The organism is Acidobacteriota bacterium (assembly GCA_003225175.1).
In the GTDB taxonomy this organism is placed as follows: Bacteria; Acidobacteriota; Terriglobia; order Terriglobales; family Acidobacteriaceae; genus Gp1-AA112.
The window spans coordinates 31,776-45,543 of sequence record QIBA01000047.1; the positions used below are offsets into that span (position 1 = coordinate 31,776).

A 13,768-nucleotide genomic window follows, 5' to 3' on the forward strand; every position below is an offset into this window, starting at 1 on the left:
GATAACTTACTACTTTGCGTCATGAAGCACTTGCAAGAAAACAGTAGCAACGTCGATGAGCTGTCGGCAAAGGAGCGAGCGGTTTATTCGCGCCTCAACCCTGGCCACGTGCCGCAGCACATAGCGATCATCATGGATGGGAATGGACGCTGGGCGAACCGGCGACACTTGCCCCGGTTTGTGGGACATCGTAGCGGAGTTCAGACAGTACGAGGCGTAGTAGAGACTGCGGCGCGAATCGGTTTGTCTTACTTGACGCTATACGCGTTCTCCGCAGAGAACTGGAAGCGACGCCCGCGCACGGAAGTAGATTTTCTGATGCAGTTGCTGCGTCAGTACCTCAAGCAGGAAGTTCCGCGTCTGAATCGGAACAATGTGCGCCTTACGTGCATTGGCCGCATCCATGAGTTGCCGAAGACGGTGCAGGAACGACTGAAGTGGGCTGAAGAGGCGACTGCCGGCAATACAGGCATGGTTTTGACACTGGCGCTCAACTACGGAGCACGCGCAGAGATCGTGGACGCCTTCCGCGCAATCATCACTGCGGCCAGGAACAATGGCGGGATCGATCATCTCCACATCGATGAAGAAGTCGTGAGCCGTCATTTGTATGGCACGATGCCAGATCCCGATTTGGTAATTCGCACGAGTGGCGAGCTACGCGTCAGCAATTTTCTACTCTGGCAGATCGCGTATGCCGAAATTTATGTGACTGGCAAGTTGTGGCCTGATTTTGAAGGCGTTGATCTGCTTGAGGCTATCGCCGACTATCAACGTCGCGATCGGCGCTACGGTGGGCTCAGCGCTTCCTCCAACGGACGTGCTCAGCGCGTCTCTGGAAACGGTACTCGGCCGGATGATTCGCTCGCCAGCGAGCTGGCCCTGCACAAATAGACACCTTTCAATCACTTTCGCGCGACTCCTCGGGATGATTTAATTTCTGCAATGCAGCGCGTTCTCACCGCAATTGTCCTCATTCCTCTCGTAGTGCTGGCGGTTTTCAAAGCGCCGTTCTGGCTGTTTGCCCTCATTCTCGCCATCATCGCTTTGCCATGCGCAGATGAGTACTTGAACATTGCGGCTGCGCACAATCTGAAGCCGTTGCGGACACTCACGTACGTCGCTGTGCTCGCAGTGCTCGGCTACTATTATGTTTCGGTTGTGATCCGTCAGGTGCGTCCCCTGGGTTTACCAGGTTTGCAGACGCTGCGCGATCCCTGGACGCAATACCAGATTCTGCTCGTCATGGTGAGTCTCATGCCTTTTGTGTTGCTGGTGGCCGCTATGCAAACAGAAGACTTGCGTCAGGCGCTTCCTTCCGCGGCGGTGTCATACATCGCGCTGCCATATATCGGTATCACTTTGGGATTCCTCCTCTTTACTCGCGGTCTAATCCCGGATGGAGCATTCGCGATTCTTTATTTATTGCTCGTGGTGTGGGCAGGCGATATCTGCGCCTACTATGTGGGAGGCGCAATCGGTCGGCATCGATTGGCGCCGCGTATCAGTCCTGGCAAATCATGGGAGGGCGCGGCTGCGTCGATAGTTGGCAGTATGATCGCTGGAACCTTGATGTTGGTTTATAACCGTCCTATCGCCGAAAGGCTTTACGACTGGAAGCTATTGGCAGGTGAGAGCGTCCTTTCGGCGAAGCCGAGTCCCGCGCCCAATGCCATCTGGATGGCTATCTTAGTTTCGGTATCAATCAACATCGCTGCTCAGCTTGGGGACCTTGTGGAGTCAATGATGAAGCGCGGCGCCGACATCAAGGACTCGGGAAGACTACTTCCGGGACATGGCGGCATACTCGATCGAGTTGATGCCTTGCTGCTGGCGTCACCAGTACTGTGGTACTATTGTTCTTTCCGCAAAATAAACTTCTAGACGTGAGTAATCCTCTCAATCCAGCTTCTCTGCTGGAAGTTTCTCCCGATTCCAAGCGCCGGATAGCCATCCTTGGTTCCACGGGATCCATCGGCGTCAGCACGCTAAAGATCGTTGAAGCTTACCCGGAACGCTTTAGCGTGACATCACTTGCGGCCGGGAACAATGTTGAAATTGCATTCGAGCAATGTCGCAGATGGCAGCCCAAGCTGATTTCAATGGCTACCGAGGAGCGAGCGTCTGAGCTGAAAAATCTGCTCAATGCGGTAGGTCTGCGGATTCCCGTTCTTTCCGCCGCGGCCGGCACAGTTCAGGTTGCCACTCATCATGACGCTGATTTTGTGGTGAGCGCCATCGTTGGTGTTGCTGGTCTGGAAGCGACGTATGAGGCAGTCCGGGCGGGGAAGTGGGTTGGACTGGCAAACAAAGAGTGTCTGGTAGCGGCTGGTGAATTGATTACCACCGAGGCTCGACGCCAGCAAAAGCCGCTACTCCCAATCGACAGCGAACACAACGCGGTCCACCAGTGCATGCGTGGAGGCAGTCTCGCTGAAGTCACAGCGGTGTGGCTGACAGCTTCCGGTGGCCCATTCCTGAACACCCCAAAGTCTGAATTCAGCAACATCACTGTGCAGCAGGCGCTCAATCATCCGACCTGGAAAATGGGGAAGCGGATCACCATTGATTCTGCAACTTTGATGAACAAGGGATTCGAAGTCATCGAAGCTTGCCGGCTTTTCAATCTGCCTCCCGCGCAGGTCAAGGTGATTGTCCATCCGCAATCAACGATTCACTCTTTGGTGGAATTCCGCGACGGCAGCATTCTTGCTCAACTGTCGGTGACAGACATGCGGCTTCCCATCCTGTATGCATTGACCTATCCGGAGCGGCTGGAATCAGGGTTGAAGTTCGACTTAACCAGCTTAAGAAAGCTCGATTTCTGTGCTCCTGATATGGAGAAATTCCCTTGCCTCAAACTAGCGTACGAAGCAGCCGAGGCCGGGGGAGCTAAAACCATTGCCCTCAATGCAGCCGATGAGGTTGCAGTTGCAGCGTTTTTGGACGGTGTGATCGGTTTTGAGGAGATCCCCAGGACAATAAAACGGGTGCTGGACGAAACTACTCCATCGCATCCTGAATCTATTAAACAAGTACTGCAGATTGATGTCGAAGCAAGGGCCTTTGCTGCCGAGGTGACAGGGTTCGAAAAGCCCTCATTCCCAGCATTGGGGGTGTACACTCTTTAAGCTCCGGCCTTGGAAACATTGAAATCTTAAGATGCAAACATTGACTAGTTTTCTTGTAGGTACCGCGTATGCAGTTGTGGCGGTAGCGTTTGTGCTCGGAGTGATGATTCTAGTGCACGAATTCGGCCACTACGCGGTGGCAAAGTTGTGCGGCGTTCGCGTGGACGTCTTTTCTCTCGGATTTGGAAAGCGCCTTTTCGGGTTCCGGCGCGGCGACACTGATTATCGGATTAGCGCGCTGCCTCTCGGCGGCTACGTCAAGATGGCAGGCGAAAATCCTATGGATGCTCGTACTGGGGATCCAGGTGAATTTGTCTCTCATCCGCGCTGGCAAAGGCTCCTCATCGCCGTTGCCGGTCCAACGATGAACATCCTGCTCGCGGTTGGAATTGTCACCGGCGTATTCATGGTGCACTACTCGCACGACTGGTATCTCGATCAACCCACGCGAGTCGGATGGGTAGAGGAGAACTCTCCTGCCGCAAAAGCGGGTCTGATGCCGGGAGATTTGATTACGCAGATCGACGGAGTCTCGAATCCACTTTGGGAAGACACCAAGGCAAAGATCACGATTAGCCCGCAACAGCCACTACCAATCACACTGAAACGTGGCGATAAGAGCATTTCTTCGACGCTAATACCTGATACTTATGGTCCGAGCCATGCCGGAGAAGCCGGCCTCGAACCTGCCGGTGGGATTACCGTCGAGGGCATGGAAGAGAATATGCCTGCTTACAAGGCGGGGATCCGCAAGGGAGACGAGATCCTTGCCATTAATGGAACGGCACTTCATTCCATCGGTGAGTTAACTCACTTCTTGCAGCAGGACAAAGGCAAGCCCGTCGAGGTGACGGTAATGCGCGCCGGCAAAACCAGCAACTATCAAATGACCCCAGTGCTGGCCCCGAATGGCGAGGGCGCGGAGCGATACCGGATTGGTTTCTCGCCCGGCGTACGGCAGCACATTGACCGGCTGACTTTCTCGGAAGCTTTAAGCCGATCGGTAGAGACAAACAAGAAATACGCTTTCCTGTTAGTGGAACTCGTCGAGAAGATGGTACAGCGCAAGGTTTCAGTCAAGATGATGAGCGGTCCCATCGACATCGCGAAGGTTTCGGGTGAGGCTGCTCGCGAGCCAGGCTGGACGCCTCTGCTTCTCTTAATGGCAGGCATCAGTTTGAATCTCGGAATCTTCAACCTGTTCCCAATTCCTATTTTGGATGGCGGTGTGATTCTGCTGCTGCTGATCGAGGGGTTGATGCGCCGCGATATCAGCCTGCACATCAAGGAACGAATTTACCAAGCAGCATTCGTCTTCCTGGTGCTGTTCGCGGCGATGGTGATCTTCAACGACATTACAAAGAGCCTCCCAGGATTATCAGGATTGCTGCGATAAGCTCGCCACATCAGAGCAAACGAGAACCGGTCTTTTTCGAGGCCGGTTTTGTTTTTTCGATCAGCACTCAGCAGTCGGCACTCAGCATTCAGTCATAAAATATTCCTGGTGGTTGACGCCAGATCGTTTCCCTCAACGTGTAGTGCCGTACAACCGCCTGAATGACAATGCTGATTGCTGAGTGCTTCTGTACATAACGATGGTGTCTGTCCTTAGTAACTAAGTAGTTTTCCTTCTTCCGTTTGTAACCTTTCTGCGTTGACAATAAATGTCACCTCGCACATTCTGCGATTCATTGCCTATCTGTTAAGACAGGTTCGTGGAGCGCGTAACGATCAGCAGAAACCGTGCGGTTGCTGTCGCGTTGTCCAATCCATTTAGGGAATTGTTGAGGCCGGTGCGATCCGGTCCGGGGAAGCGAGAGTATGTCTCAACGACTGGGCGATCTCCTGGTTCGGGAAAAGGTCATTAATCATGACCAGCTGACTCAGGCGCTTAGGAAGCAACGAGAAACCGGCGGTCGCCTTGGATCCGTGCTGGTAAAGATGGGCCTGCTCACGGACGAGGAGGTCACGAACTTTCTCAGCCGCCAGTACGGCGTTCCGGCTATCAATCTGCAATTTTTTGAAATCGATCCTAATGTCATAAAGCTTATCCCGCAGGAAACCGCGCGCAAACACCAAATCCTTCCGCTTAGCCGAGTCGGCGCGTCGCTGACGATTGCCATGGTGGATCCGACCAACGTCTTCGCCATGGACGATATCAAGTTCATGACCGGCTTTAACATTGAGCCGGTGGTCGCTTCCGAAACCGCGATCATGGAGCGGATCGAGCAGGCGTACGCCGGGCCGGAGGCGGAGCAGGAGAACCTCGAGGACATCATTTCCTCCATGGGCGAAGAGGCCGAGCTGGAGCTGCAGGCGGACGCCGAAGAGCTTAATGCCTCTGACTTAGAAAAGAGCGCGGAAGAAGCGCCCATTGTAAAGCTGGTGAACTTAATTCTTACGGACGCAGTCAAGCGCGGCGCCAGTGACATTCACATCGAGCCATATGAAAAGGAGTATCGAGTTCGCTTCCGCATTGATGGTGTATTGCAGAACATCATGCAGCCCCCGTTGAAGTTGAAGGATGCAATCACTTCTCGTATCAAAATCATGTCGAAGCTCGATATCAGCGAAAAGCGTTTGCCGCAAGACGGCCGCATCATGATGAAGATGAACCTTCACGGCCGCAGGAAACAGCTTGACTTCCGTGTGAACTGTCTGCCTACGCTGTGGGGCGAGAAGATCGTTCTTCGTCTGCTCGACAAAGAGAATCTGCGGCTCGACATGACAAAGCTTGGCTTCGAGGCCGAGTCTCTCGCGAAGTTCCAGCATGCTGTACTGAAACCCTACGGCATGGTGCTAGTAACTGGCCCTACTGGTTCAGGCAAGACCAACACACTCTACTCGGCCATTTCACTTCTTAACAAACCAGACACCAACATCATGACTGCCGAAGATCCGGTGGAGTTTCAGCTTGCCGGTGTCAACCAAGTGCAGATGAAGGAAGCGATTGGGCTGAACTTCGCTGCAGCCTTGCGAGCCTTCCTGCGTCAGGATCCGAACACGATCCTGGTCGGAGAGATTCGCGACTTTGAAACTGCTGAAATCGCGATCAAGGCTGCTCTTACGGGCCACCTTGTGCTCTCGACGCTGCACACCAACGGTGCTCCCGAAACCATCAGCCGACTTATGAACATGGGCATTGAGCCCTTCCTGGTTGCGACTGCTGTGCACTTGATCGTTGCTCAGCGATTGGTGCGTCGCATCTGCACGAATTGCATCGAGCCGATGGAGATAAATCCGCAGGCGCTGCTCGACGCCGGCTTTACGCCGGAACAGTTAAAGACCGCGAAGGTCTCGAAAGGGAAAGGCTGCTCGGCATGCAATAGCAGCGGATACAAGGGACGCGCTGGCCTTTACGAAGTAATGGTGATCGATGACGACATTCGCGAACTGATCCTGGTTGGCGCGTCTGCTGTGGAGCTTAAGAAGAAGGCGATGGAGCACGGCATGATCACGCTTCGCGGAAGTGGTTTGCGGAAGGTGGCGGACGGCATGACCACATTGGAAGAGGTTGCTCGTGAAACTGTGCACTAGTAGCGGCAAGTTGGAAGAAAAACTGATTGAGCCTGGACTCGAACAGAGGAAGCAATGACTGCGACGCTAAGTGATCTGTTAAAGAAGATGTTGGAGATGAACGGAAGTGATCTTCACATCTCCACCAATTCCCCACCACAGGTGCGAGTGCATGGCCATCTCCAGCCTCTGGATATGCCGATGCTCACTCCGTCAGAAACAAAGCAGCTGGCCTACAGCGTGTTGACGGACGCGCAGAAGCACCGCTTTGAAGAGAATCTCGAACTCGACTTCTCGTTTGGACTGAAGGGACTGGCGCGCTTCCGCGGCAATCTCTTTAATCAACGCGGAGCGACGGGCGCTGTCTTTCGCGTGATCCCGTATGAGATCAGATCGTTCCAACAACTAAACCTTCCTCCCATTGTGGCAAAGCTGTGTGAAAAGCCGAGAGGACTCATTCTGATTACGGGTCCTACCGGGTCGGGAAAATCGACTACGCTCGCGGCCATGATCGACAAGATCAACACCGAGCGTCACGATCACATCATCACCATCGAAGACCCGATCGAGTTCGTGCACCAGAACAAGAACTGCCTCGTCAATCAGCGCGAGGTCCACTCTGATACGAAATCATTCAGCGATGCCTTGCGCGCAGCGCTGCGTGAAGATCCTGACGTCGTGCTGATCGGCGAGATGCGCGATCTTGAGACGATCGAGTCAGCGTTGCGTATCGCTGAAACGGGCCACCTCACTTTCGGCACCTTGCACACGAACTCAGCCGCTTCCACGATTAACCGTGTAATTGACGTTTTTCCCTCGCACCAGCAATCCCAGATTCGCGCCCAGCTATCGCTGGTTCTCGAAGGGGTGCTCTGCCAATCGCTGTTGCCAAAGATCGGCGGCCAGGGGCGCAGCTGTGCGATGGAGATTCTCGTACCGAACGCGGCCGTACGCAACTTGATCCGCGAAGACAAGATTCACCAGATTTACTCAGCAATGCAGTCTGGGCAGGACAAGTACGGAATGCAGACGTTCAATCAGTCTTTGGCGAGTTTGTATTTCAGCAAGCAGATTTCGCTTGAAACAGCATTACTGCGTTCGTCAATGCCAGACGAGCTGCAGGAGATGATCAATCGCGGACAGGCGGCCGTGGGGGCCAAGGCGGCTCCAGCCGCGGGACGCAAATAGGAATAACGGGGATTTTATTCTCCGTACGATAAACGCAGGAGAGAGCGATGCCGATCTACAAATTTTCAGGAGTCGATGCTTCCGGAAGCAGAGTTGCCGGCGAGCGCGAGGCCACGAACAAGCAGGTGCTCCAGGCGAACTTGCGCAAAGAGCGCGTAGCCAACATCGTGATTAAGGAAAAGGGCAAGGAGTTTACTCTTCCCACGCTCGGTTCCGGCAAGGTCCCGGTAAAGGACATCGCCATTTTCTTCCGGCAGTTTTCGGTCATGATCGACGCCGGTCTGCCACTTGTGCAATGCCTGGAAATTCTGGCGGCTAATCAGGAGAATCCCGCCTTTCAAAAGTCGCTCACAGGCGTCCGAGTGACCGTGGAAGGCGGCTCGACTCTCGCCAACGCCATGCGTCAATACCCGAAAGTCTTTGATGATTTGACCACAAACATGGTGGAGGCGGGTGAGACCGGCGGTATTCTGGACGTCATCCTCCAACGCCTGGCTACGTATGTAGAAAAGGCCGTCAAACTGAAATCTGCGGTGAAGTCAGCCTTGATCTATCCAGTTTCGGTTATTACGATCGCGGTGCTCGTCGTGGGCGCACTGCTCAAATTCGTTGTTCCCATTTTTGAAAAGCTGTTTGCTGGATTGGGTGTCGATCTGCCACTCCCAACACGAATCGTCATTAGTTTCAGCCAATTTGTGCAGAACTTCTGGTGGGTTGCTATCGTAGGTTTGATCGCAGCGGTCTTTGGCATCAAGCAGGTTAGAAAAGATCCCAAGGGCAAGTACCTCACCGATAACCTGCTGCTCAAGCTGCCTGTCGTCGGAGTATTGCTGCGAAAGATCGCCGTGGCCCGATTTACTCGAACTCTAGGTACGCTTATCACCTCCGGAGTCCCCATACTTGAGGGACTCTCAATTACTGCTCGTACCTCCGGCAACGCTGTACTCGAACAAGCGCTTCTGAAAGTGCGCAAGGCAATCGAGGAAGGCCGCACCATCGTTGATCCTCTCAAAGAATGCGGCGTGTTCCCGAACATGGTCACGCAGATGATCGGCGTTGGCGAAGCGACTGGCGCGATGGACAACATGTTGCAGAAGATCGCCGACTTCTACGAAGACGAAGTCGATGCCGCCACAAAAGACTTGCTGACGATGCTGGAGCCGTTGATGATCGCATTCCTGGGCGTCGCGGTCGGCGGGATCGTCATCTCACTCTATATGCCGCTCTTCTCCATGATCGCGAAGCTTTCGGGCTAATCGAATCCGGGCGGAGGCGGGACACCGCCTCCGCCCAAACTTTTATTTGTTTATGCACGGTTGTAAAAATTTCGCATAACCCAAGGCCCGGGTCGTTCATTCTTAGATCCCCATGCGTACATTCGACGAACGAACGTGGTTGAGCTGGCTGGTGAAGGTGAGGATCATTATCATCACCTTCCTGCTTGGTATCGGGCTGGCCATCATTCGGCTTACCCACACCAATGTGTCGGAGTGGGCGTTCGTCAGTGTCATTCTGCTCTGGTACACGGTGGGCGTGTTCTTCCTCCTGCTTTACTCAGTCTGGGAAGACTTTGCCCTACAAGCGCGCATTCAGGTAATCAGTGATCTTGCGCTCACAACCGCCGTCATCTACATCACCGGCGGAATCGATACCTCTTTCAATTTTCTTTACCCGCTTGTCATCATTGTCGCCAGTATCCTACTTCCGCGCTGGTGGGCGTACCTGGCGGCAGCTCTTTCCTTCATTGCATTCGGCGCAATTCTCGATCTCTCGTACTACCAGGTGATTCGCTCCTTTTCGGTGTCTCGTCCTGATCTGCAGTCAGTTCAGCTCGTGGTTGGCGTCAATTTCTTCGCCTACATGGCTATTGCCTACCTGGCCAGCAATCTAAGCGCGAAGCTGCGGCAAGTCGGCGTCGAGCTGCACGTAAAGAGCGACGAGCTGCAAGATCTCCAGGTGATGCAGGAGAACATCCTGCATTCGATGCGTGGCGGACTCATCACCACCGATCTCGAAGGCCATATCAATCTCGTGAACCAGCCGGGGCTGAACTTTCTCGGGCGCAAGCTGAGTGACATGCTGGGGACTCACATTTCAACGGTCTTCATTGATCCCATGCCTGAGGAGGATTCCTATCCAGTGCAGGATGAGTTGCGGGCGGCTACTCCAGATGGAGAGAAAATCTTCGGCCTTACAGTAACCCCACTCACTATTCACGATGGTGAGATTGTTGGTTTCGTTTACACCTTCGCCGATCTGACGGAGGTAAGGCGTCTGGAGAATGAAATTCGTCAGCGAGATCGGCTCGCTGCGATTGGACGTCTCGCGGCCGGCATTGCGCACGAGATTCGTAATCCGCTGTCATCGATCGCGGGCTCAGTGCAGGTCCTCTCCACGATGGCGACGCTCAATGAGGAGCAGCAAGTCTTAGTTGACATCGTGCGCCGTGAGTCGGAGCGCCTGAACAATATCATCTCCGACTTTCTTTCCTATTCTCGCGAGAAAAACTACAAATTTGCCCAACATGACTTGCTGCTCTTACTCGACGACACACTCCGCTTAATGGAGAACCGGCCTTCTCGCGGCAGTGCCGAGTATCGCTTGGTTCGTAACTTTGAGGCGCGTGAAGCATTAGCTCTCGTTGACCCTGATCGCCTGAAGCAAGTTTTGTGGAACCTATGTGATAACGCATTTCGCGCCATGCCTGACGGAGGTTCACTCAAAATAACTCTGAAAGCGCGAGGCAGCAATTGGGCGCTGTCGTTTAAAGACAGTGGTGTTGGTGTGCCGCCAGAGCAGCTCGAAAAAATTTTCGAGCCGTTTCAATCCAGTTTTGAGGGAGGTACTGGCCTTGGATTAGCCTTGGTCTACCAAATTGTTCAGGCTCACAAAGGACGTGTTTATGCGGTTTCTACCCCCGGAGAAGGCGCGGAATTCGTAGTGGAGATCCCACAGGCCATGGCCCTGCCTCGGGCGCTTACTGTTGCCGAAAAGAGAGTGCGCGCCTCTATGGCTTTATCGGAGAGAGTGAATGGCTAACGTTTTAGTCTGCGACGACGAACGCTCGATTCGCGAGTTGCTCGATATCGCACTACGGAAGGAAGGGCACAAAGTCGAGACGGTAAGCTCCGGCGAGGCTGCACTGCGAAAGATGGAAGCGGCTCGCTACGACGTGATCGTCACCGACATTAAGATGCCGAAGATTGATGGCATCGAGGTGCTGAAGCACGCACACCGCTTGTCGCCCGAGTCGGCTGTTGTCCTGATTACTGCGGCGGGCGACTTCGATTCCGCCGTGCAAGCTGTCAAAGCAGGCGCTTTTGACTACATTCAGAAAACGCCAAACGCGCTTGTAGAGGAGGTAAGAGTCTCGATTGGGCGCGCGGCGGAGGTCATCGAACTGCGTCGCCAGAATCAGGCTTTCCGCCGCGACGCCGCCAGCCGTAATTCGATGGACAATATCATCGGATGTAGCCCGGCAATCAATACGCTCAAAGAAACGATCCGTACGGTAGCTTCGACGGGCAGCACAATTCTGATTCAGGGAGAGAGTGGAACCGGTAAGGAGCTCGTGGCACGGGCCGTCCATTCGTGTTCGCAGAGAGACGGACAACCGTTTGTCTCCGTCAACTGTGGCGCCTTTCCCGAAACGCTACTTGAGACCGAACTTTTTGGATATATGAAAGGCGCTTTCACGGGCGCGAATCAGAATAAACAAGGCCTTTTTGAAGTCGCCAGCGGCGGAACTATCTTTCTGGACGAAATCGCCGAGATGAGTCTCGCCATGCAGGTGAAACTGCTACGCGCCTTGCAGGAGCGCACGATTCGTCCGGTGGGTGGAACATCTGAAATCCCCGTGGATGTTCGTGTGATCGCCGCCACTAACCGCGACCTGCAGGAGATGGTCGAGCAAAAGACGTTCCGCGAGGACCTCTACTACAGAATCACAGTGATTCCGATCGAAGTTCCTCCTCTACGGGCTCGACAGGAAGATATCCCTCTGCTAGCCAACCATTTCCTCAAACGCTATGCGCCCGCAGCCGGGAAAAACATTTTGCGCATCTCTGATGAGTCCATTGAGATGCTGATGGCATATGACTGGCCCGGGAATGTCCGCCAGCTGGAAAACACGATTGAGCGCGGTGTCGCGATGGAGATTGGTGAAGTGCTGAACGTAATCGCTCCTGGGGAGCGTTCCAAGGCTCGAGTTGCAGCTGAGGCAATGGGGGCTCTATCCCCAGAGTCGGTGGCAGTGCCTGCCGATGGAATCGATATGGAAGCTTACGTCGCCGACCTTGAGCGTTCCATGCTGCAATCAGCGCTGCGGCAGTCAGGCGGCGTACAGACTCGCGCAGCGGAAATGTTGAAGCTCTCGTACCGCTCCTTCCGCCACTTGATGAAGAAGTACAACCTTTAGACCTTCCCGAAACGGTAATCACCGATCTCTCGGGAACCCGCTTCTACACGGCCCACAGGCTCTCGTCTTGATCGGAATGCAGTCCGCGATCCTCGCCCGTGATCCAGTCCTTGCGTTGAGGTGTACACACATCGATTGCGACGACGTCTTCCAGCACTTCGGACGAATGCTCAACGCCGCGCGGGATCGTCAAGACCTGATTCGGAAGCAGCGTCACTGCGCCTGTCGGTAATTGGAAGCGCCAGGAGCCTTTGAGGAGGAAAATGACCTCTTCCTGGTCGTGGCAATGAGGTCTGGTTACCGATCCTTGTTTTGCCTCTAGTCGCGCGAGTGTCAGGCTCTCTCCAGTTGCTACCTTTCGCCGATATTCGCGTGTCAGATAGTCGGGACGCATCTTGTTCATGTCATAGACTGCCATAATGGTTATCCTTCTAGACTGCTACCGCCTTTTTTTCATCCTTTGTTTCGGCTGGGCTTTCCGATCGATTCTCCATTTGATCGGGACCGATAGTCGTGGGATTGACGAACGGCATCATGGAACGCAACTTCGCTCCCACCTGCTCAATTAAGTGCTCGCGCTCGCGGCTGCGCACCTGATTGAACCAGGGCCGACCTTTTTCGTTCTCCGCAATCCACTCCCGTGCGAAGTCCCCACTGCGTACATCGGCGAGCATTTGCCGCAGTGCCGCATAAGTCTCTTTTGTGACAACCTTCGGGCCGCCCGTGTAGTCGCCATATTCAGCCGTATCGCTTACTGAATAGCGCATAAAGTTGAGCCCGCCCCGGTACATGAGATCGACAATCAGCTTGAGCTCATGCATGCACTCAAAGTATGCGATCTCCGGCTGATATCCAGCTTCGACCAGCGTTTCGAATCCGGCTTTGATCAGAGCGCTCACGCCGCCGCACAGGACAGCCTGTTCGCCAAAAAGGTCCGTCTCTGTTTCCTCTGCAAAAGTCGTCTCGATGACCCCGGCGCGCGTGCAGCCGATGCCTTTTGCGTAGGAGAGAGCCAGAGCTTTGGCTTTGCCGCTGGCATCTTGATGCACAGCCAGGAGTCCAGGTGTTCCGCCGCCCTCTGCGAAGACTTCGCGCACACGGTGACCGGGCGATTTTGGCGCGATCATGATGACGTCGACGTTAGCTGGAGGCTCGATGGTCTTGAAGTGAATATTGAACCCGTGTGCGAACAATAGCGTCTTGCCGGCCGACAGAGCAAGCGCGATAGCCTCCTGATAGAGCTTTGGCTGCACGGTATCGGGTACGAGGAGGACCAAAATGTCGCCCCATGCAGCCGCGTCCTTTGGAACCAGCACCTCGAATCCGGCCTCGCGCGCCTTCGCTCGTGAACGGCTTTGGAGCTCCAGCGCTATTCGGACTTGAACTCCACTGTCGCGAAGGTTCAACGCGTGTGCATGCCCCTGGGACCCATAGCCGAAGACCGCTACTTTCTTGCCTCTTATCAGTGCCAGATCTGCCGAGTTTTCGTAGTAGATGTTTGCCATTGAGAATTTCC

General features: G+C 54.3%; 11 protein-coding genes. 9 read left to right on the forward strand and 2 right to left on the reverse strand.

All coding sequences use genetic code 11. The annotated features are described in order from the left end of the window. The first annotated feature begins 21 nt into the window (after positions 1–21). The 9 genes from DMG62_12690 (at position 22) to DMG62_12730 (ending at position 12,252) form a co-directional block, all read left to right on the forward strand. On the forward strand, positions 22–894 hold the full coding sequence (locus DMG62_12690; GenBank protein ID PYY22579.1) for an isoprenyl transferase: 873 nt from the start codon (positions 22–24) through the stop codon (positions 892–894). 51 nt (positions 895–945) lie between these two features. Further along, positions 946–1,884, forward strand: coding sequence for a CDP-archaeol synthase (locus DMG62_12695; protein ID PYY22580.1), 939 nt, complete (start codon positions 946–948; stop codon positions 1,882–1,884). A gap of 29 nt (positions 1,885–1,913) precedes the next feature. Then, positions 1,914–3,131, forward strand: a complete 1,218-nt coding sequence (locus tag DMG62_12700; protein PYY22610.1) for a 1-deoxy-D-xylulose-5-phosphate reductoisomerase — start codon at positions 1,914–1,916, stop codon at positions 3,129–3,131. A gap of 31 nt (positions 3,132–3,162) precedes the next feature. Continuing rightward, on the forward strand, positions 3,163–4,527 hold the full coding sequence (rseP, locus tag DMG62_12705) for an RIP metalloprotease RseP (protein PYY22581.1): 1,365 nt from the start codon (positions 3,163–3,165) through the stop codon (positions 4,525–4,527). A gap of 425 nt (positions 4,528–4,952) precedes the next feature. Continuing rightward, entirely contained in the window at positions 4,953–6,668 is a 1,716-nt protein-coding gene (gene pilB / locus DMG62_12710) for a type IV-A pilus assembly ATPase PilB (GenBank protein ID PYY22582.1), read from the forward strand. 54 nt (positions 6,669–6,722) lie between these two features. After that, positions 6,723–7,835, forward strand: a complete 1,113-nt coding sequence (locus DMG62_12715; protein PYY22583.1) for a type IV pili twitching motility protein PilT — start codon at positions 6,723–6,725, stop codon at positions 7,833–7,835. A 47-nt stretch (positions 7,836–7,882) separates the two neighbouring features. After that, positions 7,883–9,091 (forward strand): pilus assembly protein PilC, encoded by a 1,209-nt coding sequence (locus DMG62_12720; GenBank protein PYY22584.1) that lies wholly within the window; start codon positions 7,883–7,885, stop codon positions 9,089–9,091. Positions 9,092–9,203: 112 nt separating this feature from the next. Beyond that, the gene (locus tag DMG62_12725; protein PYY22585.1) at positions 9,204–10,874 is read left to right on the forward strand and encodes a hypothetical protein; all 1,671 of its coding nucleotides are present in this window, start codon (positions 9,204–9,206) and stop codon (positions 10,872–10,874) included. Then, entirely contained in the window at positions 10,867–12,252 is a 1,386-nt protein-coding gene (locus DMG62_12730) for a Fis family transcriptional regulator (GenBank protein PYY22586.1), read from the forward strand. Before DMG62_12725 ends, DMG62_12730 begins: the two co-directional genes overlap by 8 nt. A 43-nt stretch (positions 12,253–12,295) precedes the next feature. On the opposite strand, the gene DMG62_12735 is transcribed toward DMG62_12730, so the two are convergent. Then, the gene (locus DMG62_12735) at positions 12,296–12,670 is read right to left on the reverse strand and encodes a cupin domain-containing protein (GenBank protein PYY22587.1); all 375 of its coding nucleotides are present in this window, start codon (positions 12,668–12,670) and stop codon (positions 12,296–12,298) included. 13 nt (positions 12,671–12,683) lie between these two features. After that, on the reverse strand, positions 12,684–13,757 hold the full coding sequence (locus DMG62_12740) for a ketol-acid reductoisomerase (protein ID PYY22588.1): 1,074 nt from the start codon (positions 13,755–13,757) through the stop codon (positions 12,684–12,686). Positions 13,758–13,768: the final 11 nt, after the last annotated feature.